A 25,984-nucleotide genomic window follows, 5' to 3' on the forward strand; every position below is an offset into this window, starting at 1 on the left:
CGGTGAACGCTACCGCCGTCGCCCGGTGAGACAAGGACTCACTGTCGCGGGATTGATCGCACCTCGTTATCACCGCAGGACCAGCGGAGATCGAGCACGAGCCTCACACCTTTTCGGACCGGATGCTGTTCTTGATCTTCCGCTGCTTGCGACGAGCCGCCTTGATGATGAGCGGCATCAGCGCGCGTCCGACACGAGGAGACGCTGCTCCGATGCGGGCCTGCGCTCCGCGCCACTTCGGCAGCGAGGTGATCTCCCGCGGCCCGTCGAGGACCTTGCCCACGGCGGCGACCACGTCCTCCGGCGACAGCAGCTTGCCGGAGAACGACAGCGCCGACGCCGGATCGTCGAGTTTGTCGAAGAGCATCGGCGTCCAGATGCCGTCGGGGCAGATGCACGAGATGTCGATGTCGTCGATCCCGGCGAGACGCAGGTCGGCGACCGTGCTCAGACTGAATCCGACGACCGCGTGCTTGGACGCGGCGTACACGGCCTCGCCCGGCACCGGCGTGAGACCGGCGAGGGAGGCGATGTTGACGACGTGGCCGCTGCGCGCGGCTTTCCGCATGGTCGTGATGGCGGCGACGGTGCCGTGGATCGTCCCCAGTGCGTTCACCTCGAGCATCAGGCGGTGCGCCGAGGGGTCCTGGGTCCACGCGTCCCCGGTGATGAGCACGCCTGCGTTGTTGACCCACACGTCCAGCTCGCCCGCGATCTCGACGATCAGGTCCGCCGCGGCCTGCACCTGGTCGGCGTCGCGCACGTCGAGCGCCATCGACGTCGCCTGGGATCCGATCTCCGCAGCGGTGGCGGCCGCGAGCTCGGCGTCCAGGTCGGTCACGAGAACGTGGTGCCCGCGACTGGCGAGGAGCTCGGCGATCTGCTTCCCCAAGCCGCGACCGGCGCCGGTGACGACGGCGCCGCCTCGTGCGGTCACTTGAGACCTGATTCGATCGTGCCGTAGTCGATTCCGCCGTGGACATAGGTCGGGACCACTGGCCAGAAACGCTTCCACGGAGCGAGCTCGGTCGACGGCAGGATCTGCAGCCACCGCGGATCGTCGCCGCACGGATCGGCCATCGTCTTCTCTTTGATCATCGAGTCGTACTGGTCGAGCGAGTCTTCGAGAGTGTTCGAGTTCGGGCAGATCTCGCGACCGAACTGCTCGTGGTACCTGCGGACACCCGGGATCTTCGACAGCTCGGGCTGCCAGTTGTCCAGCGAGATGCCGTTCTCCGACGACACCCAGATGCCGTCTTCGGTGTTGATGACGAGCGAGTGGTTGCCGTCGGTGTGTCCGGGTGTCCACAGCAGCGAGACGCCGACGCCGAGCTCGATGTCGCCGTCGAAGGTCGCGAACTTGTCCGGGTCCACGCCGCCGAGACTGCCGTCGACGTACCACGCCCACTGCATCGGATGCATCGACTGCAGGGTCGCGAGCTCCCGGCTGTGCACGAGCATCTTGGCGTCGCCGAACAGCGGTGTACGCGGCGCGCGCTCCCCCTCGATCACCTCGGTGGACCCGAGGATCATGCGTGAGTCCTGCACGTGCAGGTGGTCGAAGGTGCAGAAGTCGATGTCGTCGGCAGTCAGACCGAGCTTCTCGAGGACATCGCCCGGCTCGTTGTACTGCTTGTAGATGAAGTCCGTGAACAGCTTGCCGCCGGGAACCTTGTCGGCCAGCTTCTGCAGGTTCCGGTAGTACGGGGCCTCCGCCGAGCCGTCGGGGACGGTCGGCTCGAAGACGAGGGTGCGCGGGGTGCCGTTCCAGTCGTCGTACTGCACGACGACCATCCGGTTGATCATCGACAAGATCGGGAGGCTCGGGACGGTCACCGCGTCGTGGAACGCGTAGTTCACCGGGTACGGGGCTGCAGCGATGTCGACGGACTTCGCGGCCCGGATGACGCCCTGCTCCTTGAAGCGCTTCTTGTACGCAGCGGCTGCCTCGCGCACCGCCTGCAGGCGGTCGCCGCGAGGCCAGACGTCGTGGACGCCGTCGAACTCGGGGATCGAGCGCGCGCCGATGCTCTGGAGACGGTCGTCAAGTGCTTGTTCGTTGGCCATTGTTCACTCCTGCTGGTTTTGCCGTTAGGTAGGAGCTTAGGCGGGCAGAAATGAAAAACTTGTTCTAACGCGACAGGTTTAGCTTCCTCAGTTCGCGCGGCGAGACGCCGAACCAGCGCTGCACGGCGTGCGTCATGGCCGACTGTTCGGCGAAGCCCACGGATCGGGCGATCTCGTCGAACGAATCGTCGCTGCCGGTCACCAGCCGGTGCACATACTCGCGCCGGACGCCGTCCCGGACCTCGCGAAACGTGGTGCCCTCGGCCCGCAGTTGCCGTTGCAGTGTCCGCGGATGGGTGACGAGGAGTTGTGCCGCGTCGTCGATCGTTGGCGCGGACGCCAGGGCTCCGGCGATGACGCGCTGGACGCGAGCCGTCGTCCTGACCTGCGGGTTATCGGGGAACGTGGCGGCCAGGTAGTCGATCGCGACCTGCCGGATTGCGTCGTTCCCACTTGCCAGAGTTCTGCCGAGGAGTCGGCGCTCGATCCGTATCGCGGGCGTCGCTTGATTGAACCGGACGTCCGTGCCGAAGAACTCGGTGTATCGGGAGATCGGCGACACCGGGGCGTGCGCGAAGTCGACGGACCGGAGCCCGACGGTGTCCTCGATCAGCAGTCGCGCGATCTGGAACATCAGGCCGATGCCGAGTTCGATCCCTTGGCTGGAGTACGGCGACTGCAGGATGTCCTTCCGGTACGTCACCGCAACCACTTCCGACCGACCGAGAGGGTCGTCGTCGACCGTGACGTGCAGTGCCGGACTGTGCACGAACAGGAAGCGGGATGCCGAGCGGAGCGCGATGTCGAGCGTCTCGGACGCCTGGATCGCGATGGCCAGCGGCCCCAGCACGCTCACGTCCTGCATTGTCGCCATCCGCAGACCGAGGTCGGGGCAGTTCAGCTCGGCTGCCGCCGCGTCCAACATCTTGTCGTGGTCGGTGATCGACACCGGTTCGTCGTCCTCGGCGACGGCGTCGGCAGAGATGCCGAACCTGCGGAAGTACTCCCCCGGATCCGCCCCGAGTTCGCCGAGCAGCACAGGGAATCCGCGCAGACTCGAGGCGCGGATCGTCGGCTTCATCCTGCCGATCGTAGCCATCTGATTCTCCGCCGGTCGAGCAGTTCTCCGCCGGTCGCGCACCCTCCGCCGATCGAGCGCCCCTCCGCCGGTCGAGCGATTCTTCGCCGGTCGAGCGAAGTCGAGACCCTCCCGCCGGTCGAGCGATACTCCGCTGGTCGAGCGATACTCCGCTGGTCGAGCGATTCTCCGCTGGTCGAGCGGAGTCGAGACCCCTCCCTCCGGTCGAGCGACCCTCCGCTGGTCGAGCGAAGTCGAGACCCCCAACCGGACGAATACTGACCTCTACCCCACCTACCGTCAGTGATGACCACGTAGTGCACGAACTCCGAAGGGACCACCCATGGCCGGCACGTACACCCCCGTGACTCTCAACGTCGATGTCTCAGGCGAGAAGAACGACCTGCTGACTCTCCTCAACGATCAACGAGGCCTGTTGAAGGTCACGGCGCGCGGACTCACCGAGGAGCAGGCTCGTACTGCGTCGACGGTGAGCACTCTGACCGTCGGCGGCCTCGTCAAACACGTCGCGCGAGTCCAGCGCGACATGACGAGTCAGATCGTGGAACGGGACGAGAACGCCGAGCTCGACTTGGCCTCCCTGGCCGACGCGTACCGCTTGGGTCCGGACGAGACGCTGGCCGAATCCCTCGCCGAATACGACCGCACAGCAATGGAATTCGATCGCCTCATCGCGGGCCTCGACAGTCTCGACGAGATGATTCCGCAGGCGAAGGCTCCGTGGGATCCCGAGCCCGAGGCCTGGAGCGTCCGCCGACTCGTGATGCACCTGCTGCGGGAGACCGCCCACCACTGCGGGCACGCCGACATCATCCGCGAAGCACTCGACGGGCAGACCACCATGGCCGCGATCACCGAGGGGCAGACCTGGGAGGCCTGACTATCGGCCCCGGCACGCGATGTGTCGTCGGCTCAGGCCCCGATAGCCGGTCCGATCACGCGCCACGACTGACGCAGCCCGGCTTCGAAGACGGGCCACCCGTGGTCACCGTGCAGTCCGTCGGAGGTCACGCGAACGCCCTGCGCGCGCAGGGCTGCGGCCGACCCGTCCGAGCATGCACGGATCGGGAGTTCGGGTCCGACGTCGCCTGCGGAGATGTAGATCGCCTTGCCGCGGAGTCGCGCAGCGTTGAGCACCGGATCGTGGACGACGTAGTCGCCGGGCGTCCACATGTTCAGCGGGTTGCCGCCCTGTCCGATCACCGTGCCGATCACTGCGGGAAAGCCCAAGGCCTGGGCGGGGCATCCGCTGTACGACGCCGCCGCCCGGTAGAGGCGCGGCGCCCGCGCCGCCAGATCGATGGCCGGTCCGCCGCTCATCGATACGCCGGCGATCGCGTTGCGGCCGTTGCCGCCGAAGTGTCGGTTGACGGCGGCCGGCAGTTCCCGGGTCAGGTAGGTCTGCCACTTGTTCAGCCCGAGCTTCGGGTCTCGCGCGCGCCAGTTCGAGTAGAAGGAGCCGGCACCGCCGACCGGGGACACCACGGTCACGTTCTTGTTCCGGAAGAACTCGCGGTATCGGGTGTTCCACTCCCAGCCGATGTGGTCGCTGCCGCCGCCCGCACCGTGCAGGAGATAGAGGACGGGAGCCTTCCCGCCACCGGACGCGGGAAGAACGTTGTTCATGATCGTTCGATGCATCGACGGTGAGTACACCGGGAATTGGACCAAGCCCCGCGCCGGTGCGGCCTCTGCGCGCCCTGTCCCGGCCACCGTTCCGGCGGCGGTGAGCAGTAGCCCCGCGATCAGCAAGATTCTCAGTGCACGTCGCATGCGAGTCCCTACGTCTCGTTCGTTTCGTCCTGTCTCCGGAGCGTAACGCCGAGGGCGACGGATTCGCGGCTCTCGGCCACATCCGCGTGCCGCGTTTGCGGGCAACATAGCGGATATCTGCGGTCACGCGTCACGCACTAACTCCCGCTAATAGTCCGGACAATAAGCGGGAGTAGACGCGTGAAGCGTTAACGCTCGGATCGCACAAAAAATGAGCCGCGACACCGGGTAAGCGGTGTCGCGGCTCATTGTGTGGTGGGCGAAGGGGGACTTGAACCCCCACGTCCCGAAGGACACTGGCACCTGAAGCCAGCGCGTCTGCCATTCCGCCACTCGCCCGTGACGTCGATGATCGACATATGTCCGCGTGGACTCGAAAACGATAGCATGCAGCTGGTGCCGAACGTAAATCGTCGCCGGGCAGACCATCCGACCTGCATATACGCACATCTGAGGGCGTAATCGCACGTCGGACGTCGTGTGACGTCAGTTGCGCAAGTGACACGCAGGCGGCGCTGAGCTTGCCTGGCCGGTAACATCGATAGGCACGGTATGCACGTCGACACGCCACAAGGCACGGAAGGAGCCGGGACGAGTGGGTATTCTCGACCGTTTCGAGCGCAAGCTCGAGTCCGCCGTCGACGGCGGATTCGCCCGAGTCTTCGGTGGCAAGGTGGCTCCGCAGGAGATCGAGCAGAGCCTTCAGCGCGAGGCCGAAGGCACCATCGAGAACCTTGGCGACGGCGCAAGCCTCGTCGCCAATAGTTACGTCATATCGCTCAGTCCGTCCGACCTGGAGCACGTCTCCACCGAGTACGAACTGAACCGGAAGATCTTCTCTCGCCATTTAGAGGACTTCATCCGCGACAATGGGTGGCAGACTTATGGACCAGTGGTCGTAGAGTTCGATCAGATACCGTCACTGCACACCGGACAGTTCCACACCGACGGCGTCGTCAATCCCGATGCCACACCACGCCCGGTCCCCGCGCCCGCCGCGGCCCCGGGACCCGCTAGTCACCGAGGAGCCCCAGCCATGACCAATCCCCCCGGAAACGATCAGGGCGGCCAGTACCCCGGCTACCCGCAACAGGGCGGACAGTACCCGCAGTACGACTACGACCAGCAGCAGTACGACCCGCAGCAGGGCTACGCTCCTCAGGGTTACGATCCGCAGGCCCCGCAGGGTTACGACCCGCAGGCGCCCCAGGGTTACGCACCTCAGCAGGGCGGGTACGACCCGCAGTACGGCGCGCCCGCCGATCAGGCGTACGGCCAGCAGCCTGCCTACGACTACAACCAGCAGGGCTACGGCCAGCAGGATTACGCCCAGCAGGGCTATGCCCCGCAGGGTTACGACCCGCAGGCACCGCAGGGTTACGCACCTCAGCAGGGTGGATACGACCAGGGCTACGCACCCCAGCAGCCCGCGTACGACCAGGGCTATGCACCGCAGCAGGGCTATGCGCCGCAGGCCGGCGATCCGGGCTACGCACCGCAGGGATACGACCAGGGCTACGCGCCGGCACCCGATCAGGGCTACGCACCCGCGGGCTACGACCAGGGATACGGCCAGCAGCCCGCGTACGACCAGGGTTACGCACCCGTCGACCAGGGCTACGGCCAGCAGCCTGCCTACGACCAGGGCTACGCGGCTCCGGCCGATCAGGGCTACGCCGCTCCCCCCGCAGGCGGCGGCTACGCACCCGCAGGCATCACCCTCGTCCTGGAAGACGGCAGCAACCGCACCTTCGCGCTCCGTCAGGGATCGAACGTCCTCGGCCGCGGCCAGGACGCGCAGTTCCGTCTCCCCGACACCGGCGTCTCGCGCCGTCACGCCGAGATCCGCTGGGACGGGCAGACCGCGATGCTGACCGATCTGAACTCGACGAACGGAACCACCGTGAACGACCTTCAGGTCAGCGCGTGGGAACTCGCCAACGGCGACCGGATCCGTGTGGGACATTCCGATATCACCGTCCGCTTCCAGTAAGCCGGACCGCATTAAGATGCTGTCGGGGGATCTTCGCGTCCCCCGACAGTTGACTGCATCCAGGCGACCGCCCGGATGTCGATGTTCTTCGTGAGGGAGGTGACACGCAGGTGCAGGGCATCCTGTTGCAGGTGACCCGTTTCGGGTTCCTCATCTTGTTGTGGCTGTTCGTCTACGCCATCATCCGCACCATGCGCAGCGACCTCTCGGCTGCCACCAGCGGTCGGATCCCGATCGGCTCGAGCCGATCCGATCGTCGTGCCCGCAGCTCACGCTCTCGCGGATCGGCCAAATACCTGGTCGTCACCGCGGGCGCCCTCGCGAACACCCGCATCACCCTCGGCGCGCAACCCGTCCTCATCGGTCGCGCCGACGACTCGACGCTCGTCCTCACCGACGACTACGCGTCCGAGCGCCACGCCCGACTGTCGCCACGCGGCGACGACTGGTACGTCGAAGACCTCGGCTCCACCAACGGCACCTATCTCGACCGCGCCAAAGTGACCACCGCCGTCCGAGCCCCGATCAACACCCCGATCCGGGTCGGCAAGACTGTGATTGAGCTACGCCCGTGACCCTCGTCCTGCGCTACATAGCGCGAAGCGACCGCGGGCTCGTGCGGTCGAACAACGAAGACTCCGTCTACGCGGGCGCCCGTCTGTTGGCGCTCGCCGACGGAATGGGCGGGCACGCGGCGGGCGAGGTCGCCAGCCAGCTGGTGATCCAAGCCCTGCGCGGACTCGACGACGACGAACCCGGCGGCGACCTCCTCGACGCCCTCGGCCGCGCCACCGCGGTCGGCAACGCGGCCATCGCCCACCAGGTGGAGCAGACGCCCGAACTCGAAGGCATGGGCACGACGCTCACCGCCATCCTGTTCGCGGGCAGTCGACTCGGCTTGTGCCACGTCGGCGACTCGCGCGGCTACCTGTACCGCGACGGCGCCCTCACCCAGATCACCCGCGACGACACCTTCGTGCAGAGCCTCGTCGACGAGGGCCGTATCACCGCCGAACAGGCCCACTCGCATCCGCAACGGTCGCTCATCATGCGCGCCCTCACCGGTCAAGAGGTGGAGCCGACGCTCATCATGCGCGAGGCGCGGGCGGGCGACCGTTATCTCCTGTGCAGTGACGGCCTCTCCGACGTCGTCAGCGAAGAGACCCTCGCCGACACACTCGACGGCATCGACGACCACCGCGAGTGCGCCGACCGTCTCATCGAGTTGGCTTTGCGCAGCGGCGGACCCGACAACGTGACCGTCGTCGTCGCCGACGTCGTCGACGATCAGTACGGCGAGTCCCGTCCCATCCTCGGCGGCGCCGCAGGCGACGACGACCAGGACGGGTACGTCCCCGACCCCAAGACCGCAGCGGGCCGTGCAGCCGCACTGCGTCCGCCTGCACCCGCGACCGCGCGACCGACCATCACCGCGGACGCCGAGCCCGAACGTCGGCGTTGGCGCTGGCCGCTCACCATCATCGGCGTGCTCCTCGTGATCGCCGCGCTCGTGGCCGCGTTCTTCGTCGTCCGCTCGCAGGCGATGAACAGCAACTTCGTCACGGTGAACGACGACGGCGCCGTGGAGATCCACCACGGCACTCCCGACAAACTGTTGTTCTTCACCGTCGAATCGCCCAACCAGCGGGCCTGCGTCGACGACGCGAGCAACGAGACGCCGTCCGTCACCTTCGTCGACGCCGACTCCTCCTGCTCGCCCATGCTGGTGGACGATCTCACCGAGATCAGCCGCAACGCCGTCGAGTCGCAGAGCATCAAGAACCTCTCGCTTGACGCCGCGCAGGAACGCGTCCAGAACGAACTCCACTTCCTGGCGCCGTGTGCTCCGCCCGCTCCCGCACCGAAACCGAGCGACACCCACAAGCCCGGGGACGACAAGCCCGGCGACGACAAGCCGACCACCACGCAGGCGCCCCCACCGACGACCGACGCCGACGGCCGCCCCCTCTGCCGGGAGGTCGGATGACGGCGGCTCCCGCTGGGCACGCACCCCCGACGACACCACCGGCCAGCACGGGCCGCACCACAGAGATGGTGCTGCTCGGCTTCGCCGTGGCGATCGTCACGGTCGCTCTGATCATCGTCGAACTGGCCCAAGGCGATCCGTTGACCTGGGAGGTCGCCAAGTTCGTCGCCGCGTTCGCAGCCATGTGCGCGGTGGCGCACACGGTGGTCCGCTACTTCGCTCCGTACGCCGATCCGCTGCTGCTGCCCGCAGTCGCGGCCCTCAACGGTCTCGGCCTGGTGATGATCCATCGCCTCGACCTCGGCTCGGCGCGCTCCGACGAACTGCTCAAGGAGACTGAGCGCACGCACAACGCCGACCAGCAGCTCCTCTGGATGTTCATCGGCATCCTGCTGTTCGCGCTGACGGTGGCCTTGCTGCGCGATCACCGCGCGCTGTCGCGCTACGCGTACACGCTGGGCCTCGGCGGTCTGGTCTTTCTCGCGATCCCGGCGATCCTGCCGTCGTCGATGTCGGAGATCAACGGCTCCAAGATCTGGATCCGCGCGGGCTTCTTCAACATCCAGCCCGGCGAGTTCTCGAAGATCCTCATCATCGTGTTCACCGCGTCGTTCCTCGTGTCCCGCCGCGACCTGTTCACCACCGCGGGCAAGCAGTTCGCCGGAATCGACTTCCCGCGCGCCCGCGACCTCGGTCCGCTGATCGCGGCCTGGGCGATCGCCGTCGGCGTCCTCGCGTTCGAATCGGACCTCGGCACGTCGCTGCTGATCTTCGTCACCGTGCTGACCATGCTGTACGTCGCGACCGGCCGGGCGAGCTGGCTGATGCTGGGGATCACCCTGTTCGCGCTCGCCGCCGTCGTCGCCTACCAGCTGTTCTTTCACCTGCAGATGCGTGTCGCGGTGTGGCGCGACCCGTTCGAGCAGTACGACACGTACGGATATCAGGTGGCGCAGAGCATGTTCGGGTTCGCCACCGGCGGCATGTTCGGGACCGGGCTTGGGTCCGGACGCCCCAACATCGTGCCGTTCGCGAACACCGACTTCATCCTGACCAGCTTCGGTGAAGAGGTCGGGCTCGTCGGCCTCACCGCGATCATCCTCATCTACCTGATCCTGGTGATCCGCGGGCTGCGCACCGCGATCGCCGTCCGCGACAGCTTCGGCAAGCTACTCGCCGCAGGCCTGTCGTTCACCATCGTCTTCCAGTTGTTCGTCGTGTTCGGCGGCGTGTCCAAGCTGATCCCGCTGACCGGCCTGACGACGCCGTTCCTCGCGTACGGCGGGTCGTCGCTGCTCGCGAACTATCTGCTACTCGCGCTGCTCATCCGCATCTCCAATGCAGCCCGTGAACCCGACGCGCCCAAACGCCGACCCAAACGGAGCGTCGACGCGATGGCCACCCAGGCGGTGCAGCGCCGATGAACAAGCCCATCCAACGCGTCGCGATCGCCGCCATGGTGCTGGTGATCGCGCTGCTCGCCAACGCCACCTATCTGCAGGTGTTCAAGGCCGACGCCCTGCGCAGCGATACCCGCAACTCGCGGGTTCTGCTCGACGAGTACTCCCGTCAGCGCGGCGTGATCGTCGCCTCCGACGGCACGGTGATCGCCGAGTCGATCGCCACCGACAACAAGTTCAAATACCTCCGCAAGTATCCGATGGATCCGCGCGCCTTCGCACCGGTGACCGGGTATTTCTCATTCATGTACCGCGCCGACCGCGGTATCGAGGCCGCCGAGGACTCGGTACTCAACGGCAACGACGACCGGCTGTTCACCCAGCGGTTCATGGACATGTTCTCCGGACGCGACCCGCGCGGCGGCAACGTCGTCACGACAGTGGACCCGCGCTTGCAGCGCACCGCGTACCGGGAGCTCGCGAACGCCGACTGCGACGGACCGTGCCGCGGATCCGTCGTCGCGATCGAACCCGGAACAGGCAAGATCCTGGCGATGGCTTCCTCGCCGAGCTACGACCCGAACGCTCTCGCCACGCAGGACTTCGGCGAAGCCGAGAAGGCGTGGACGTCGATGAACGACGATTCGGCCCATTCGCCGTTGATCAACCGGGCCATCTCCGCGCTGTACCCGCCCGGATCGACGTTCAAGGTGGTCTCGACGGCCACCGCGTTGAACGCCGGACTCGGAGCCGACACCCGACTCACCGCGTCGCCGCGTTGGCAGTTGCCCGACAGCGCCACCTACCTGTCCAACGACTCCGGGTCGACCTGCCCCGGATCGTCGAACGACACCGTCACGCTGACGCAGGCGTTCGAGCACTCGTGCAACACCGCATTCGCACAGCTCCTCACCGAGAAGGTCCCGGGCGACAAGCCCGAGGAGTTCGCGACCACCGCCAAGACGTTCGGCGTCGGCGACGACCCGGCGGGCATCCCGATGCCGGTCGCGAAGAGCTCCATCGGCGACATCGGCGACGACCTCGCCGCGCTCGGCCAGTCGGCCATCGGACAACGCGACGTTCGGCTCACCGTGTTGGAGAACGCGGTGATCGCAGCGACCGTCGCCAACGGCGGTGCGCGGATGCGGCCGTACCTCGTCGACAAGCTCCAGACCGCGGACCTGCGGACCATCTCGACGACGTCGCCGACAACGCTCAACCGTCCGTTGACCGCCGACCAGGCCAACACGCTCACCGACATGATGATCAAGTCGGAGCAGAACACGGCGGGCTCGCAGTCGGGCATCGCGTCGAAGACCGGAACCGCCGAGCATTCGGACAGCGCCCAGGGCGGGGAGACGCCGTACGCCTGGTACATCGCGTTCTCGCCGGGAACCAACAGGCGGATCGCGGTGGCAGTGATGCTCGAGAACGGCGCGCAGGGACAGAACTCTTACGGCGGCACCGTTGCCGCCCCGATTGGACGTGCAGTGATGAACGCATATACGGGAGGTGGCCGATGAGCCTGCAGAACGGGACCATCATCGCCGACCGGTACCGCCTGGTCCGGTTGATCGCGACCGGCGGCATGGGACAGGTGTGGGAAGCGCTCGACACCCGCCTGGGACGTCGTGTCGCCGTCAAAGTCCTCAAGGCCGAGTACTCGAGCGACTCCGAGTTCCTCGCACGTTTCCGCACGGAAGCACAGACGACGGCACGCCTGAACGATCCGGGCATCGCCAACGTCTTCGACTACGGCGAGACGCCCGACCGCAACGGCGGCGACCCGCTCGCCTACCTCGTCATGGAACTCGTCGACGGTGAGCCACTGAACTCCGTGATCAGTCGGATGGGTCAGCTGGCGCTGACGCACACCCTCGACATGCTGGAGCAGACCGGACGCGCGCTGCAGGCCGCGCACACGGCGGGCCTCGTGCACCGCGACGTGAAGCCGGGCAACATCCTGATCACGCCGACCGGGCAGGTCAAGATCACCGACTTCGGCATCGCGAAAGCCGTCGACTCCGCTCCGGTGACCCAGACCGGCATGGTGATGGGCACCGCCCAGTACATCTCGCCCGAGCAGGCGATGGGCGGCGAGGCGACGGCCGCGTCGGACGTGTACGCGCTCGGCGTCGTCGGATACGAAGCTCTCACCGGGCGTCGCCCGTTCCTCGGCGACGGTGCGATCACCGTCGCGATGAAGCACATCCAGGACACGCCGCCGCCGCTTCCGTCGTCGATTCCGGCTCCGGTACGCGAGCTCATCGACACCACGTTGTCGAAGGATCCCGCGCAGCGGTACGAGACGGGCGGCGAGTTCGCCGACGCCGTCGCCACCGTGCGCGCAGGCCACCGCCCGCCGCGTCCGCGCACTGCCGGCGGAGTGGCGCCCGTCGCCGCGGCGAGCGCCACTCGCGCGATGACCTCGCCGGCCCCCGGGCCGATGTCACGCCCGATGACCGCGCCGTCAGCTGCACCAGCACCGGACTCCGACAGTGGATGGACCACCACCCACAAGGTCTTGACCGCAGTCGCCGTGTTGCTGCTCCTGGCCGCCGTCGGCCTGGTCGCGTGGTGGATCGCCAGCAGTCCCAAGGATCCGGTGCAGCCCCAGAACTCGACTCCGGTCACCGTCACACAGACGCAGCAGCCCGAGCAGACTCAGACCACCGACGAGGAGACGACACCGACCTCGACGTCCGAGGAGACGACGACGTCCGAGGAGACGACGACGCCGACCGAGGACACGACGACGCCCACGGACGAAGAGACGACACCGTCGCAGAGCGACGGCATCGAAGTGTTACCCGGGGTCACAATCCCCACTAGATGAGGCGAGAAGATGTGAGCGACTTCGATCCGCACTACCTCTCCGAGCGCTACGAACTCGGTGAGACACTCGGCTTCGGCGGCATGTCCGAAGTCCAGTACGCGCGTGACCTCCTGCTGCACCGGGACGTCGCGATCAAAGTGCTGCGCGCCGATCTGGCTCGCGATCCGTCGTTCTATCTGCGTTTCCGCCGCGAGGCCCAGAATGCGGCCAAGCTGACCCACCCGTCGATCGTCCAGGTCTTCGACACCGGTGAAGCCGACACGGGCGAAGGTCCGCTGCCGTTCATCGTGATGGAGTACGTCGACGGCGACACGCTCCGCGACATCCTCCGCGCCAGCGACTCCGGCGTCATCGCGCCCAAGCAGGCGATGACCTGGATGGCCGACGTCTCCGCCGCGATGGACTTCTCCCATCGCGCGAACATCGTCCACCGCGACATGAAGCCCGCCAACGTGATGATCGACCGCACCGGCGCGGTCAAGGTGATGGACTTCGGCATCGCGCGCGCCATGGACGACACGTCGGCGACGATGACCCAGACCTCCGCCGTGATGGGCACCGCCCAGTACCTGTCGCCCGAGCAGGCCCGCGGCATCAAGGTCGATCCGCGTAGCGACATCTACTCGATGGGCTGCGTGCTGTTCGAGCTCGTCACCGGTGAGCCGCCGTTCACCGGCGACTCACCGATCGCCGTCGCCCACCAACACGTCCACGAGGATCCGCGCCGCCCGTCGACTGTCCGGCCCGAGCTGTCGCCGGAACTCGACTCCATCGTCATGCAGGCGATGAGCAAGAACCCGGCCAACCGCTACCAGACGGCAGCCGACTTCCGATCCGACCTGATCAAGGTCCTGGCAGGCGGCAAGCCGTCGGCGCCGATGCTCCTGACCGACCAGGAGCAGACCGACCTCATCGAGGCGACGCAGAACTCGGCTCGCAGCGAGCAGCCCTCGTCGCGCCGCAACAGCCATCGGTTGTCGGAGGTCATCGAGGACGATTCGACACCGCTCCACCGTCGTAAGCCACTGGTGGTGGCGGTCGCACTGCTGTTGATCGCCGCCCTCGTCGGAGGTCTGCTCGCGTGGGCTCCGTGGAGCAGCGGGGACCAGCGGCCGACGGTCGCCGTCCCGAAGGTCGCGGGCCTGACCGCAGAAGCAGCGAAGGCCAACCTGGAACAGACCGGGTTCACCGTCAAGGAACAACGCGAGTCGAGCTCAGAGATCACCGAGGGCCTCGCGACCAGGACCGTACCCGGAGACGACGTCCCGACGCCCGAAGGCTCGGAAGTCACGCTGTACATCTCGTCCGGCCCACAACGGACCGCGGTGCCCGATCTCCGCGGAAAGACGGAGAAGGAGTCGCGCAGACTGCTTCAGACGCGCGGCTTCAAGACCATCAAGACCGAGAAGATCGAGTCGACGTCGGCCCTCGAAGGGAAGATCGTCCGGACCACCCCGCAGACCGGCTCGACGGTGGCGGTCACCAGCACCGTCGTCCTGTACATCGGTACTGGTCCGAGCGAGGTCACCATCCCCGATCTGGTCGGCCAGAACGAGGGTGAGGCGACGACCGCACTCGAGCAGATGCAGTTGGAAGTCGTGACCGTGCAGGCCGACTCCGAACGGCCGGCAGGCCAAGTGGTCAGCACCTCACCTGACGCCGGCACCTCGGTCCGGGTCGGCACCACCGTTCAGGTGACCGTCTCGCGCGGCAACCAGTTCACGGTGCCCGACCTGAGCGGCAAGACGCCCGATCAGGCACAGGCCGCCCTCGTCTCAGCAGGCTGGGATCCGAACACCATAAACATCACCGAGCGCAAGGTGCCGCTCGGCAACCGCAACGACGGCCGCGTCATGTCCCAGCGCCCCGCCGCAGGCACCAAGCTCCGCAAGGGCGAATCCGTCTCCGTCGTCGTCGGTAAGGAATCGCTGTTCTGATCTGCTGATCGAGCGAGTTCCCCACGCTGATCGAGCGGAGTCGAGATCCACACGTTGATCGAGCGAGTTCCCCACGCTGATCGAGCGGAGTCGAGATCGTTTGCAGCAGAGGTCTCGACTCCGCTCGACCGACGGGTGGGGACGGATCGCTGTCACATGCGTGGCAGGGTTCTCGACTCCGCTCGACCAACGGGTAGGGACGAAGTGCTGTCACATGCGTGGCAGGGTTCTCGACTCCGCTCGACCAACGGGTAGGAACGAAGCGCTGTCACATGCGTGGCAGGGTTCTCGACTCCGCTCGACCAACGGGTAGGGACGAAACGCTGTCACATGCGTGGCAGGGTTCTCGACTCCGCTCGACCAACAAACCAACGGCAGAGCGCTAAGCGCCGAGCGCCTTCGCCATCTCGCTCTCTAACTGGGCGACGCGCTCTTCCGGGACCTCGAGGCCGCAGACGCGGAGCCAGTTCGCGAGCATGCGGTGACCGCCTTCGGTGAGGACGCTCTCGGGGTGGAACTGGACGCCGGAGATCGGGAGGTCGCGATGCTCGAAGGCCATGACGACGCCGGTGTCGGTGGTTCCGGTGACGACCAACTCGTCCGGGATCGTCGCCGGGTCCACGGTCAGCGAGTGGTAGCGGGTGGCGACGAACGGATCGGGCAGTCCCGCGAGCACGCCCGTTCCGTCGTGACGGACGAGCGACGTCTTTCCGTGGAGCAGTTCCGGAGCGCGTCCGACCGTCGCGCCGAACACCTCGCCGATCGCCTGATGGCCGAGACACACGCCGAGCAGCGGGGTCCCCGCGGCAGCAGCGATCGGGATGATCGGCTCGGTCGCGCCCGCGCGGTCGGGCGTGCCCGGACCGGGACTCAATAGAATGCCGTCGTAATCGGCGACGACGGCCTCGAGGTCGGTCAACTGATCGTCGTCGTTGCGCCAGACGACGGCCTCGACACCGAGCTGGCCGAGGTACTGGACCAGGTTGTAGACGAAGCTGTCGTAATTGTCGATGACGAGGATGCGCACCGCTAAAGGTTATCGTTTTGGCTGCTGGCGGTGCAGCTGGGATACCGTGGAGGGTATGCCGAAGTCAAAAGTCCGGAAGAAGACCGACTATACGGTCAACAGTGCGAGCCGCACCCCGGTGAAGGTCAAAGCGGGCCCGTCGGGTGTCGTCTACCAGTCCGTCATGTTCGGTCTGATGCTCATCGGTCTGTTATGGCTGCTCGTCTACTACTTGGGCGCCACGCAGGACACGTTCGGAGCCGAAGGCAAGTTCCTGCACTGGATGTCCGAGTTGGGCCCGTGGAACATGCTCATCGGGTTCGGAATCATGGTGGTCGGGCTGCTCATGACCATGGGCTGGCGCTGACCGGAGAGTTCTCCACAGTGGGGAAATTACATGTGTGTAATTCATCCCCACTGTGAATAACTCCTGTGGATAACTCTGTGAGAACTGTGCAGAAGGAATGGTCGTCGCCGGTCGCGGCCGGTATCGCACTGATCGTCGGCGGCGTCGCATTGGCGGCGGCCGCAGCCGCGTCGTACACAGATCCGGCGGCGACGGTGTTCCTCGGCGTCGCCGCATTCGGTGTGTTCGCCGCCGGTGTGGTGATGCTGGTCCGCCGACCTCGTCTGGCTCTGAGTGCGGGGCCCACACTGACCGTTCGGACCTTGACCGGACGCATCGAGTTGACGCTCGACGACGTCGAGCGCGTGTCGACGCTACGGACTCGCAGGCTCGCCGCGCACGGCCGTCAACTGATGATCGATCTGCCCGACGACCGGTTGTTGATCTTCGGTCGCTGGGACCTCGGAGCGGATCCTCGCGCGGTGGCCGACGAACTCGCCGAAGCCGGATTCCGGGTCGACGAGCGTTAGAGCCGCTAGACGCTTGCGCCGAGCCCGATTCCCGCGCCGACGGCGAGAGCGAGGACCGCGAGCACGATCAGTCCGTACCAGCCGACCCGGTCGACGGCGGCCTGCGTGCGCTTGGCCGGCGGCAGGACCACCCCGGGCAACCAGACGACGACGGCTGCCGATGCCGCGCCGAACACCAACCCGCCGAGGTGGCCGAGGATCGAGACGTTCGGGATGGTCACCGAGAACACGATGTTGATCACGATGATCACGATGACCGTGGTGAGCGGAGCCTTGAGCTTCACCAGAATGACGAACAGGGCGCCCATCAGGCCGTAGATGGCTCCCGATGCGCCCGCGGTGAGCGTCGGCTCCTGCTGCAATGCCATGATGGCCGCGCTCCCGCCGAGGAGCCCGACCAGGTAGATAGCCAGATAGCGACCGCGCCCGAGGACCCGTTCGAGGTCGGCGCCGATGATGTACAGCGAGAACATGTTGAGCGCCAGATGCGGCACGCTCTGATGGAGGAATCCCGACGTCAGGAGACGCCAGTACTGGTTGTCGAATCCCGAGCCGTTGACGAGCACACCGTTGGTGTAGATCGACGACGACAGAAGATCTCGGACGTCCGTGCCGCCCGCCTGCAGCATGACGGCGCCGAACACGAGGACATTGATCGCGATCAGCGCGTACGTGACCACCGGCTTCGTGTCTGTGCGGGCAACGGTCGGACCCGTCGCACGCTGGGCGGCGTTGGCGTCCGCGACGCAGTCGACGCAGTGTTGGCCGACCGAGGCAGGACGTAGGCACTCCGGACACGCCGACCGCCCGCACCGCGTGCACGAGAGCGCGGTGGGGCGGTCGGGATGCCGGTAGCAGACCTGGTTCAACAGGTGCTCCCGAGTTGTATCAGGAGAGCTCGACGCTCTCGATGACGACGTCCTCGACCGGGCGGTCGCCCGGGCCGGTCTTGGTGGCGCCGATGGCGTCGACGACGGCCTGCGACGCAGCGTCCTTGACCTCGCCGAAGATCGTGTGGCGACGGTTCAGGTGCGGGGTCGGGCCGACCGTGATGAAGAACTGCGAGCCGTTGGTGCCCGGTCCGGCGTTGGCCATCGCGAGCAGGTACGGACGATCGAACTGCAGCTCGGGGTGGAACTCGTCCTCGAACTGGTAGCCCGGTCCGCCGCGGCCGGTGCCCGTCGGGTCGCCGCCCTGGAGCATGAAGCCCGAGATCACACGGTGGAAGACCGCACCGTCGTAGAACGGGCCGCTGGCCTCGCCCTTGGCGTTGGTGGTGGAGTACTCCTTCGAGCCGTCGGCCAGGCCGACGAAGTTCGCCACGGTCTTCGGAGCGTGGTTCGGAAAGAGTTCGATGACGATGTCGCCGCGATTGGTGTGCAGGGTCGCGGTCTTGTTCTGCTCACTCACGCTCTCCATACAACCATGTCTGTACGACATCGCGCCGCCGCTGCTCCAGACGGACCGGCGCGATACGTGCGCGCCGCCACGTACCGGAGACCTGGCGTGTGCCGGTTTCACCTGGCAACCTGGAAGGATGCGCCAGAAACTTCTCGTCGCCGCAGGTGCGGTCCTCCTGTTCCTGCTGACCGCCGTCGTCATCGTGCTGCGGCGCGCGCGCACCGAACACCCGCCCGTCTCGCCGATCATTCCGCGAATCGACGCACCATCGTCCGATGCCGACGACGTCCAAGCAGGTAGTTTGTAGGCGTGACGACCGACGACCAACGCCCCAGCACACCACCCGCGAACGGTGGGTCGGTGCCCGCGCACCGTGCTGCCCCGCGGCCCGCGGCGCCGTCGGCACCTAACACCGGCGAAACGCCCCGACCTTCGGGGCCTCCGGCGTCCGGGCCGTTCCCATCGGGGCCCGCTGCTCAACGCCCTCCGGCCTCGGGCCCTGTTGCCTCGGGCCCTGGGGCGTCCGGCTCCCAGCCCACGCCTCCGCCGACCGCGCCCCGGCAGCCATCTCGCCCACCGACAGCGCCTCCCATGCCGCCGCGACGGCCGAACGCCGCGCCGCCATCGGACCCGTCGGGCTCTGAGCCTCGCCGCCTCGCCTATTCTGCCGTGCCCGACCCGAGCCCGTTGTCGGGCCGTCCGCAGCCGCCTGCAGGCCCGACACCGCCCAACCGGCCGAGTAACACCCGACCGCCCGTCGACGGCCCCGCGATCGGCAGTTCGTCCGCCGCCAATCGGCTGCCCGGCCGTTCACAGACGTTCCGTCCTTCCGCGACGGACACAGCCGCCAAGGAGAACTCTGTGACCGCTTCCTCGCGCTCCACGATGTCCCGCCCCGCCGAATCGTCGAACGACGCGGTGAACGTCGTCGCGATCGTCGCCCTGGTCCTGTCCGGCCTGGGCATCACGTCGCCCTTCGGCATCTGGCTCGGCTACCGGTCACGCAACGAGATCGACACCGACGGAGGCGTCGGTCGCGAGTTCGCGAGCGCCGCGATCATCGTCGGCTGGCTCTGGGTCATCTTCCTGGTGCTCGGCATCATCGCCTACCTGTGGATTCTCATCTGAGCGGTCTCGACCCTTCGACGCGCTCCGCTTGCTCAGGACGGCGCTCCGCTCGACCAGCAGCAAGGGTCTCGACTCCGCTCGACCGGCGAAGAGATGCTCGACCAGCGAGCCTGGCTAGAGGCGACGGGCGAAGAAGCGATCGAAAGCTGCCCACTGGGCGGCGTTCATATCGGTGTGCGAGCCGTCGCCGACGACCGTCGTGAACGGGACGCCGTTCAGAGCGAAGTCCGCAGCGAGCTTCGCATGCAGCGGCGACGGCACTGTCGTGTCGCGCGAGTTCAGGAGCAACAGGATCGGCTCGTCGTAACCGCTGACCGGGACCGCCATGTAGCGGTTCAAGGCCGACGTCATCTGCGGTGTCGTCAGCGGGCGCGACAACAGCGAGCCGAAGGCGAGGTTCGCCGGCAACTCCGGACCGTGGCACGTCGTACCGACCTGGTCGACGAGGTTCTTGCCGTACGGGGTGAGATACGAGTTCACGTGCGCGCCCGGATCGGCCTGCCGAAGGCCAGCCAACGTCGCGAGGAGGAAGCCGTACGAGCCGTCGAGCGGCGACGGCAACGCCGGAACGTACGGTCCGAGGAACGGCATGATCTTCTCGACGTCCGACTCGGGATCGATCGCCACCGCCCCACGGAAGTCCGTCTCCGGACCGTAGGTCTTCTGCCGATGCGCCGTGGCGAGTGCGGCCTGCCCGCCTTGTGAGTCGCCGGTCACTGCCCACTTCTTCGATAACGACGACTCGAAGGTCCGCGCGGCCGTGACGAGGTCGATGGTCGCCGACGACTCACTGCGCGTGTTCAGATACGGGTGGACGCCGACGTCCTCGTGTCCGAGCCCCACGTAGTCGGGTGCGACGACGGCGTAGCCGTTCCCGACCAGCCGCGTGATGTAGCGGTTGGGTTCCGCATCGGCGAAACTCTGTCCGCCGCAACCAGTTCCATATCCCGAGGTACCGTGCGTGTACGCGACGATCGGCCACCCGCCCGCCGGTGCTCGTCCGGTCGGCACGAAGACGGCGCCACTCGTCTGCACCGGACGACCCTGCGGGTCCTGCGTCCAGTAGTCGACTGCGCGACCGTTCGACAGTCCGCGCCAGCCGTCGGGCCGCACCGTCATGGAGATGAGAGAGCCGTGGTCGTTGCTCGCGGCCGACGCGATCGGCGGCGACACCGCCGGAGTCACAAGCAGTGCAGACGCTGCGATTCCAATGAGAAGTCGTCGTACCGGGAACACCGCTCACCCCTCTCGTAGGCCGTGCAGATGACAGTACGCCGTCGTACCGGCGATTTCGCCGAGACCGAGACTGTCCGAGAAGGGGTGCGCGGCACCGGGTCACATGCCGACGGCTCCCCCACCCTTGCGCCACACGGCGACGACCGACGGACGCGGCTGAGCGTTCCCGCCGTCGGGCCAGTGCGAGAACGGGCGGTCGGCCGAGTAGTCGTCCTCTTCGCCCGGATGCTGGACGCAGACGATGACCCGCTTCTCGTCGATGATCGGCCCGCAGGTCTCCGCACCGCGCGGAACGGTGAGGAACTGCTTGGTCTCGCCGCGACGCTCCCCTTCGAGAGCCACCGCGAACAAGCCGTCGTTGCTCTTGAGCGCATTGCCGTCGGTGGAGATCCACAGGTTGCCGTGCGGATCGAACGCGACGTTGTCCGGGCAGGAGATCGGACTGACCTTCTCCTTGTCGAAGCCGCCGTAATAGGTGTCGGCGGCCTTCGGATCACCGGCGACGAGCAGGAGATCCCAGGTGAACGACTCCCCGGCGTGATCATCGGTCATCTCGAGGATCTGACCGCTCTTGTTCTCGTTGCGCGGGTTCGCTGCCGTCGGCCCCTCTTCACCGTCGACGCCGCGATCGTCGTTGTTGGTGAGCGCGCAGTACACCTTGCCGGTGACCGGATGCGGCTCGATGTCTTCGGGACGGTCCATCTTGGTCGCCCCGGCCTTGTCGGCCGCCTCACGCGTGAACACGGCGACCTCGGCGGCCGTCATCCCCTTGATGTGCGACTGTGCCGAACCGTCGGCCGCGACGGTCATCAGCTTGTGCCATGTGCCGCTGCCCGCAGCGTCGTCGGTCGTGACCGGCTTGTCGCTGGAGAACGATGCGACGTACAGCGTCCCCTCGGTGAGGATCCCCATGTTGTGCCGCGTGTCGCCCTCTTTGATCTTGCGACTCGACACGAACTTGTAGATGTACTCGAACTTCTCGTCGTCGCCGGTGTAGGCGACGACGGCGCCCGCGTTCGGTCCGTCCTTCACCACGTGGATGGTGGCCGACTCATGCTTGAGGCGTCCCAGCGCGGAGTGCTTGAGAGGGGTGCCGTTCGGGTCGGTCGGATCGACCTCGACGACGTAACCGAAGCGGTTGGCCTCGTTGGGATCCTTCGCCAGATCGAAGCGCGTCTCGAACTTGCCCCACTGGTGGTAGTCGGCGTCGTCCTCGAAGCCGTAACGCTTCAAGTGCGCGGCCGCCGCCTTGTCGGTCACCTTGCTCGTGTTGGAGAAGTAGTTGTTGTAGTTCTCCTCGCCGGAGAGCATTGTCCCCCACGGTGTGATGCCGCCCGAACAGTTGGCGATGGTGCCCGCGATCGCGTTCCCCGCGCGGTCGGCGGTGGTCTTCACGAAGTCGGTGCCTGCCGCGGGACCGGTCAGCCGGAACGGGGTGCTCGCGGTGATGCGACGGTTACGCGGTCCGACTACGGGCGTCAGCGAGCCGTCCTTGCCGGACGCCTTCACCTCGAGAACGGTGATGCCGTGCGCAGCCATCGAGATGCGCGCCTGCTCCTCGGTAGGCTCCTTCTCCTTGTAGCCGTGGAACATGAACTCCTCGGAGGTGTACTCCTGGTTCACGACGAGGTAGAAGCTGCCGTCGTGGCCGGCGATCGGGATGAGGCCCGCGAAGTCGTTGTTGAAACCGAACTGCTTCGACTGCGCGTCGGCCGTCTGGTTCTCGAAGTCGAACTCGGGGGCGCCCGGCACCACCGGATCGCCCCAGCGGATGACGACCTTCTGGTCGTAACCGTTCGGGACGCGCAACGCGTCGTCGGTGTTGGGTGTGACGATGTCGAACTTCATGCCGTCCACCGGGCCGCTGCCCGACCCGGTCGACGGCGCGCCGCTCGACGTGGCCCCGTCGTCGCCGCACGCCGCGAGGAGAGACGTGGCTCCCACCGCGAGCACCGCGCCCGCACTGCCCCGCAGGACCGTCCGACGCGAGAGCGCCGTCCGGGCAACGTCACGGAAGTACTCGTTGTCGCTGGTGTTGCCCGGCTCGTGCCAGCACGCCTCGCCGCACTTGTAACGGCAGGTGACGCGTGCACGGGCCGATCGGCCCACACCGTCTCCACCAATGGTGAACAACTGCAACGGAATACGCATGAAATCGCCTTCGGTCTAGAAGTCTCGTCCGCCGTTGGGCTGAGCGGATACGCCGACGACGATATGGAGACTTATCCACGGTTCGTCGTCATCGGAGTGAACGCGAGACGAACAGGCGGCTGCGGGCACAAGTCCCTCCCCGACTGCCGTGTTCGTGCCAAGCTGGCCTGAAGTACGTGGAAGAGAGAGGAACTCGTCGTGAACGGACAGTCCACCGCCGCCGGAGCTCGCTTCGCCACGTGCCCGATCGACGTCGACACGTCAAGCGGTCGGCGCGGTGCGTACAGCTACGACGCCTCCAACTACCGCATTCCGCCCGCTGGCATCGGGTTTCCGCGCACCGCAGACGACGTCAGTGCGACGTTGGCGTGGTGCCACGCCGAGAACGTGATCGTGTCGGTGCGCGGCGGCGGTACGTCGATGGCAGGCAACGCAGTCGGCGACGGACTGGTCCTCGACCTGTCACGACACATGAACGAGATCGTCGACATCGACGCCGACACGCGCACCGCAACGGTGCAGCCCGGCGTCGTCCTCGCGCAGTTGGCCGACGCGGTCGAGCGGCACACCGACGGTGCGATGACCTTCGCCCCCGACCCGTCGTCGAAGTCACGGGCGACGGTCGGCGGATCGGTCGCCAACGACGCGTGCGGCAACCATTCGGTCCGCTACGGCCGGACCACCGACCACGTCGTCGCCCTCGACCTCGTGCTCGCGGACGGCACCCGCGTCACCGCCACCCGATCCGGTGTGCATCCGACCGATCCGTCGGATGCGCCAGCCGTCGCGAGGGCGGCACAGCTGGCGGCCGACCTCGCCGATCTGACGCGCGACCACTTGGCAGGCATCCGCACCGAGCTCGGTCGCATCCCCCGCCAGGTCTCCGGATACCACCTGTCGCATCTGTTGCCGGAGAACGGCTTCGACGTCGCACGGGCGCTCGTCGGCAGTGAGGGGACCTGCGCGGTGGTCGTCGCCGCGACCGTGGGGATCGTCGACGTGCCGCCGTCGGCGCTACTGCTTATCCTCGGATACGACGACGTGGTCGACGCTGCCCGCGACGTCCCCGACATCCTGCAGTGGTCGCCGTCGGCGGTCGAAGGCATCGACGAGCTGATCGTCGACACGATGCGCGCCCGGCGCGGCCCCGGTTCGGTCGCCGCTCTGCCGCCCGGCCACGCCTGGCTGTACGTCGAACTCGACGGCGACAGCGCCGACCAGGTGTCCGCGGCCGCCGGCCGCCTTCTCACCGCGCTGCGCGGCAACGGGCGGGTGCTCGACGGCGTCGTCGTCACCGATCCGGTGGTCCGCAAGGGACTGTGGCGCGTCCGTGAGGACGGTGCGGGACTGTCGTCTCGGCTGCCGTTGTCCGACGGCGGCTCCGTCACGTCGTGGCCCGGCTGGGAGGACTCCGCGGTGGCCCCGGAGAACCTCGCCGACTACCTCGCCGACTTCACTGAACTCCTCGTCGAGCACGATCTGATCGGCGTCATGTACGGGCACTTCGGTGCGGGCTGCATGCACATTCGCATCACGTTCGACCAGGTCACCGCGGAAGGACGCGACGTGATGACCCGGTTCCTCGACGCCGCGGCCCGGCTCGTCGTCCGACACGGCGGAACCCTGTCGGGCGAGCACGGCGACGGCCGCGCCCGCTCGGGTCTGCTGCCCATCATGTACTCGCCGGCGATGATGTCGGCGTTCTCCCGCTTCAAGACGGTGTTCGATCCGGCGGGGCTCCTCAATCCCGGGATCCTGGTGTCCCCCGTCGAACCGGTCGCCGACCTCGCGTTGGCCGGGGTGCCGGTGCTACCGTGGCGGACGAGCTTCGAGTTCGGGTCGCCCGACGCACAACCGGGTCAGGGGTTCGTCGACGCGGTGCAGTCGTGCATCGGAGTCGGACGGTGCCGGTCGCACAGCGGCGGCGTCATGTGCCCGAGCTACCGAGCCACCGGCGACGAGAAGGATTCTACGCGTGGCCGCGCGCGCGTGCTGCAGGAGATGATCCGAGGCGCGGCGACCGTCGACGACGGATGGCGGTCCGACGACGTGCGCGAAGTCCTCGACCTCTGCCTCTCGTGCAAGGCCTGCTCGACGGACTGTCCGACGGGCGTCGACATGGCCACCTACAAGTCGGAGTTCTTCGACCACTACTACCGGGGACGACGCCGTCCGACCGCGCACTATTCGCTCGGTTGGCTGCCGCGCTGGCTGGCCATCACCTCGCGGACCGCGCCGTTGGTGAACGCGGCGTTGAAGTCCCCGCTCCGCACGGCGGCGTTGAAGCTCGGCGGGCTGACCACCGAGCGCGACCTGCCGACGTTCGTGTCGGGCCGCAGGCTGAAGAAAATGCTCGCGCGTCCGACGCCGACCGCCGACGCCGATGTGGTGTTGATGATCGACTCGTTCACCAAGGGATTCCGCCCCGAAGTGGCCACTGCGGCGCGACGCGTCGTCGAAGACGCCGGGCACTGCGCGCACACGCGGACCGACGTGTGCTGCGGCCTCACCTGGATCTCGACCGGACAGCTCGATCAGGCGAAGAAGCGGCTCCGGCGGGCCGCCGAGGCGCTCGACGACGGTACCGACCGGCCGATCGTCGTCACCGAACCGAGCTGTGCGGCCACGATGCGCAAGGATCTGCCCGAACTCGTGCCGACCGACGCGGCCGCACGGGTGTCGAAACGGATCCGAAGTTTTGCCGAACAGGTCGCAGTGCAGGCCGCCGCAGGCTGGCAGCCGACCCGCGAGGTCCCCGACCAGGTCGTCGTGCAGACGCACTGTCACGAGTACTCCGTGTTCGGCGCCGCGACGCAGCAACGTGCCCTCGGAGCCGTCGGCGTCTCACAGATCCATGAGGCCACCGGATGTTGCGGTGTCGCCGGGAATTTCGGGTTCGAGACCGATCACTACGAGACGAGCATGGCGGTGGCCGAGCAAGCACTGGCGCCTGCGCTTCGCGAGCACGACGGCGCCACGGTCCTGACCGACGGCTTCAGCTGCCAGATGCAGGTCCGTCAGCTGACGGGCGACGGGTCGGCGCACCTGGCTCAGATGCTCGACCCGTCACCCGAGTCCGACGGATGACTTCTAC

General features: G+C 67.1%; 23 protein-coding genes and 1 tRNA gene. 13 read left to right on the forward strand and 11 right to left on the reverse strand.

The window, feature by feature from the left end; genetic code table 11:
• Positions 1-103 precede the first annotated feature (103 nt).
• From L5G32_RS15315 to L5G32_RS15325, 3 genes are all read right to left on the reverse strand, one after another.
• Positions 104-937: an SDR family oxidoreductase gene (locus L5G32_RS15315; RefSeq protein ID WP_237011937.1), complete on the reverse strand. Its 834-nt coding sequence runs from the start codon at positions 935-937 to the stop codon at positions 104-106.
• Positions 934-2,067, reverse strand: a complete 1,134-nt coding sequence (locus tag L5G32_RS15320; protein ID WP_237011938.1) for a hypothetical protein — start codon at positions 2,065-2,067, stop codon at positions 934-936. Before L5G32_RS15320 ends, L5G32_RS15315 begins: the two co-directional genes overlap by 4 nt.
• Positions 2,068-2,131: 64 nt before the next feature.
• Complete coding sequence (locus L5G32_RS15325) at positions 2,132-3,148, reverse strand: AraC family transcriptional regulator (RefSeq protein ID WP_237011939.1); 1,017 nt, start codon at positions 3,146-3,148, stop codon at positions 2,132-2,134.
• A 340-nt stretch (positions 3,149-3,488) separates the two neighbouring features.
• On the opposite strand from L5G32_RS15325, the gene L5G32_RS15330 reads away from it, so the two are divergent.
• Positions 3,489-4,046 (forward strand): DinB family protein, encoded by a 558-nt coding sequence (locus tag L5G32_RS15330; protein ID WP_237011940.1) that lies wholly within the window; start codon positions 3,489-3,491, stop codon positions 4,044-4,046.
• A gap of 32 nt (positions 4,047-4,078) precedes the next feature.
• On the opposite strand, the gene L5G32_RS15335 is transcribed toward L5G32_RS15330, so the two are convergent.
• Both L5G32_RS15335 and L5G32_RS15340 read right to left on the reverse strand, forming a co-directional pair.
• On the reverse strand, positions 4,079-4,939 hold the full coding sequence (locus tag L5G32_RS15335; protein WP_237011941.1) for an alpha/beta hydrolase: 861 nt from the start codon (positions 4,937-4,939) through the stop codon (positions 4,079-4,081).
• A gap of 253 nt (positions 4,940-5,192) precedes the next feature.
• Positions 5,193-5,278, reverse strand: a tRNA-Leu gene (locus L5G32_RS15340).
• 256 nt (positions 5,279-5,534) lie between these two features.
• Between L5G32_RS15340 and L5G32_RS15345 the strand changes: the two genes are divergently transcribed.
• The 7 genes from L5G32_RS15345 (at position 5,535) to pknB (ending at position 15,092) form a co-directional block, all read left to right on the forward strand.
• Entirely contained in the window at positions 5,535-6,932 is a 1,398-nt protein-coding gene (locus L5G32_RS15345; protein WP_237011942.1) for an FhaA domain-containing protein, read from the forward strand.
• Positions 6,933-7,042: 110 nt separating this feature from the next.
• Complete coding sequence (locus L5G32_RS15350; RefSeq protein WP_237011943.1) at positions 7,043-7,507, forward strand: FHA domain-containing protein FhaB/FipA; 465 nt, start codon at positions 7,043-7,045, stop codon at positions 7,505-7,507.
• On the forward strand, positions 7,504-8,919 hold the full coding sequence (locus L5G32_RS19410; protein ID WP_308192050.1) for a PP2C family protein-serine/threonine phosphatase: 1,416 nt from the start codon (positions 7,504-7,506) through the stop codon (positions 8,917-8,919). The genes L5G32_RS15350 and L5G32_RS19410 overlap by 4 nt, the downstream gene beginning before the upstream one ends.
• Positions 8,916-10,343, forward strand: coding sequence for an FtsW/RodA/SpoVE family cell cycle protein (locus L5G32_RS15360; RefSeq protein WP_237011944.1), 1,428 nt, complete (start codon positions 8,916-8,918; stop codon positions 10,341-10,343). Before L5G32_RS19410 ends, L5G32_RS15360 begins: the two co-directional genes overlap by 4 nt.
• Complete coding sequence (locus L5G32_RS15365) at positions 10,340-11,842, forward strand: peptidoglycan D,D-transpeptidase FtsI family protein (RefSeq protein WP_237011945.1); 1,503 nt, start codon at positions 10,340-10,342, stop codon at positions 11,840-11,842. The genes L5G32_RS15360 and L5G32_RS15365 overlap by 4 nt, the downstream gene beginning before the upstream one ends.
• On the forward strand, positions 11,839-13,155 hold the full coding sequence (locus tag L5G32_RS15370) for a serine/threonine-protein kinase (protein ID WP_237011946.1): 1,317 nt from the start codon (positions 11,839-11,841) through the stop codon (positions 13,153-13,155). Before L5G32_RS15365 ends, L5G32_RS15370 begins: the two co-directional genes overlap by 4 nt.
• Positions 13,152-15,092, forward strand: a complete 1,941-nt coding sequence (gene pknB, locus L5G32_RS15375; protein ID WP_237011947.1) for a Stk1 family PASTA domain-containing Ser/Thr kinase — start codon at positions 13,152-13,154, stop codon at positions 15,090-15,092. Before L5G32_RS15370 ends, pknB begins: the two co-directional genes overlap by 4 nt.
• A 382-nt stretch (positions 15,093-15,474) precedes the next feature.
• Here pknB and L5G32_RS15380 read toward each other — a convergent pair whose 3' ends face one another.
• Complete coding sequence (locus L5G32_RS15380; RefSeq protein WP_237011948.1) at positions 15,475-16,119, reverse strand: aminodeoxychorismate/anthranilate synthase component II; 645 nt, start codon at positions 16,117-16,119, stop codon at positions 15,475-15,477.
• 55 nt (positions 16,120-16,174) lie between these two features.
• On the opposite strand from L5G32_RS15380, the gene crgA reads away from it, so the two are divergent.
• Both crgA and L5G32_RS15390 read left to right on the forward strand, forming a co-directional pair.
• On the forward strand, positions 16,175-16,465 hold the full coding sequence (gene crgA, locus L5G32_RS15385) for a cell division protein CrgA (RefSeq protein ID WP_237011949.1): 291 nt from the start codon (positions 16,175-16,177) through the stop codon (positions 16,463-16,465).
• A gap of 77 nt (positions 16,466-16,542) precedes the next feature.
• Positions 16,543-16,974, forward strand: a complete 432-nt coding sequence (locus tag L5G32_RS15390) for a PH domain-containing protein (protein WP_308192051.1) — start codon at positions 16,543-16,545, stop codon at positions 16,972-16,974.
• A gap of 5 nt (positions 16,975-16,979) precedes the next feature.
• Here L5G32_RS15390 and L5G32_RS15395 read toward each other — a convergent pair whose 3' ends face one another.
• Together L5G32_RS15395 and L5G32_RS15400 are read right to left on the reverse strand one after the other, a co-directional pair.
• On the reverse strand, positions 16,980-17,843 hold the full coding sequence (locus tag L5G32_RS15395; protein WP_237011950.1) for a rhomboid family intramembrane serine protease: 864 nt from the start codon (positions 17,841-17,843) through the stop codon (positions 16,980-16,982).
• A gap of 19 nt (positions 17,844-17,862) precedes the next feature.
• Positions 17,863-18,393 (reverse strand): peptidylprolyl isomerase, encoded by a 531-nt coding sequence (locus L5G32_RS15400; protein ID WP_237011951.1) that lies wholly within the window; start codon positions 18,391-18,393, stop codon positions 17,863-17,865.
• Positions 18,394-18,511: 118 nt separating this feature from the next.
• Here L5G32_RS15400 and L5G32_RS15405 point away from each other — a divergent pair, with 118 nt between their 5' ends.
• Positions 18,512-18,682 carry a hypothetical protein gene (locus L5G32_RS15405; protein ID WP_237011952.1) on the forward strand — a complete coding sequence of 57 codons (171 nt, stop codon included), beginning with the start codon at positions 18,512-18,514 and terminating at the stop codon, positions 18,680-18,682.
• Between the two features lie 352 nt (positions 18,683-19,034).
• Here L5G32_RS15405 and L5G32_RS15410 read toward each other — a convergent pair whose 3' ends face one another.
• On the reverse strand, positions 19,035-19,226 hold the full coding sequence (locus L5G32_RS15410; protein WP_237011953.1) for a hypothetical protein: 192 nt from the start codon (positions 19,224-19,226) through the stop codon (positions 19,035-19,037).
• 10 nt (positions 19,227-19,236) lie between these two features.
• Here L5G32_RS15410 and L5G32_RS15415 point away from each other — a divergent pair, with 10 nt between their 5' ends.
• The gene (locus tag L5G32_RS15415) at positions 19,237-19,503 is read left to right on the forward strand and encodes a DUF4190 domain-containing protein (protein WP_237011954.1); all 267 of its coding nucleotides are present in this window, start codon (positions 19,237-19,239) and stop codon (positions 19,501-19,503) included.
• A 114-nt stretch (positions 19,504-19,617) separates the two neighbouring features.
• Here L5G32_RS15415 and L5G32_RS15420 read toward each other — a convergent pair whose 3' ends face one another.
• Both L5G32_RS15420 and L5G32_RS15425 read right to left on the reverse strand, forming a co-directional pair.
• On the reverse strand, positions 19,618-20,739 hold the full coding sequence (locus L5G32_RS15420; RefSeq protein WP_237011955.1) for a lipase family protein: 1,122 nt from the start codon (positions 20,737-20,739) through the stop codon (positions 19,618-19,620).
• Positions 20,740-20,838: 99 nt separating this feature from the next.
• Positions 20,839-22,890, reverse strand: a complete 2,052-nt coding sequence (locus L5G32_RS15425; protein ID WP_237011956.1) for a PhoX family protein — start codon at positions 22,888-22,890, stop codon at positions 20,839-20,841.
• Positions 22,891-23,088: 198 nt separating this feature from the next.
• Here L5G32_RS15425 and L5G32_RS15430 point away from each other — a divergent pair, with 198 nt between their 5' ends.
• Positions 23,089-25,977 carry an FAD-binding and (Fe-S)-binding domain-containing protein gene (locus L5G32_RS15430; protein ID WP_237011957.1) on the forward strand — a complete coding sequence of 963 codons (2,889 nt, stop codon included), beginning with the start codon at positions 23,089-23,091 and terminating at the stop codon, positions 25,975-25,977.
• The last annotated feature ends 7 nt before the right edge of the window (positions 25,978-25,984 follow it).

Source organism: Gordonia zhenghanii (assembly GCF_021738965.1).
Lineage (GTDB): Bacteria > Actinomycetota > Actinomycetes > Mycobacteriales > Mycobacteriaceae > Gordonia > Gordonia zhenghanii.

What these genes read in the sequence shown, in the direction of transcription:
- L5G32_RS15405 (WP_237011952.1), top strand. Translation starts at nt 18,512, where the DNA reads ATGCGCCAGAAACTTCTCGTCGCCGCAGGTGCGGTCCTCCTGTTCCTG.
- L5G32_RS15360 (WP_237011944.1), top strand. Translation starts at nt 8,916, where the DNA reads ATGACGGCGGCTCCCGCTGGGCACGCACCCCCGACGACACCACCGGCC.
- L5G32_RS15400 (WP_237011951.1), bottom strand. Translation starts at nt 18,393, where the DNA reads ATGGAGAGCGTGAGTGAGCAGAACAAGACCGCGACCCTGCACACCAAT.
- L5G32_RS15325 (WP_237011939.1), bottom strand. Translation starts at nt 3,148, where the DNA reads ATGAAGCCGACGATCCGCGCCTCGAGTCTGCGCGGATTCCCTGTGCTG.
- L5G32_RS15370 (WP_237011946.1), top strand. Translation starts at nt 11,839, where the DNA reads ATGAGCCTGCAGAACGGGACCATCATCGCCGACCGGTACCGCCTGGTC.
- L5G32_RS15320 (WP_237011938.1), bottom strand. Translation starts at nt 2,067, where the DNA reads ATGGCCAACGAACAAGCACTTGACGACCGTCTCCAGAGCATCGGCGCG.
- pknB (WP_237011947.1), top strand. Translation starts at nt 13,152, where the DNA reads ATGAGGCGAGAAGATGTGAGCGACTTCGATCCGCACTACCTCTCCGAG.
- L5G32_RS15365 (WP_237011945.1), top strand. Translation starts at nt 10,340, where the DNA reads ATGAACAAGCCCATCCAACGCGTCGCGATCGCCGCCATGGTGCTGGTG.
- crgA (WP_237011949.1), top strand. Translation starts at nt 16,175, where the DNA reads ATGCCGAAGTCAAAAGTCCGGAAGAAGACCGACTATACGGTCAACAGT.
- L5G32_RS15335 (WP_237011941.1), bottom strand. Translation starts at nt 4,939, where the DNA reads ATGCGACGTGCACTGAGAATCTTGCTGATCGCGGGGCTACTGCTCACC.
- L5G32_RS15425 (WP_237011956.1), bottom strand. Translation starts at nt 22,890, where the DNA reads ATGCGTATTCCGTTGCAGTTGTTCACCATTGGTGGAGACGGTGTGGGC.
- L5G32_RS15330 (WP_237011940.1), top strand. Translation starts at nt 3,489, where the DNA reads ATGGCCGGCACGTACACCCCCGTGACTCTCAACGTCGATGTCTCAGGC.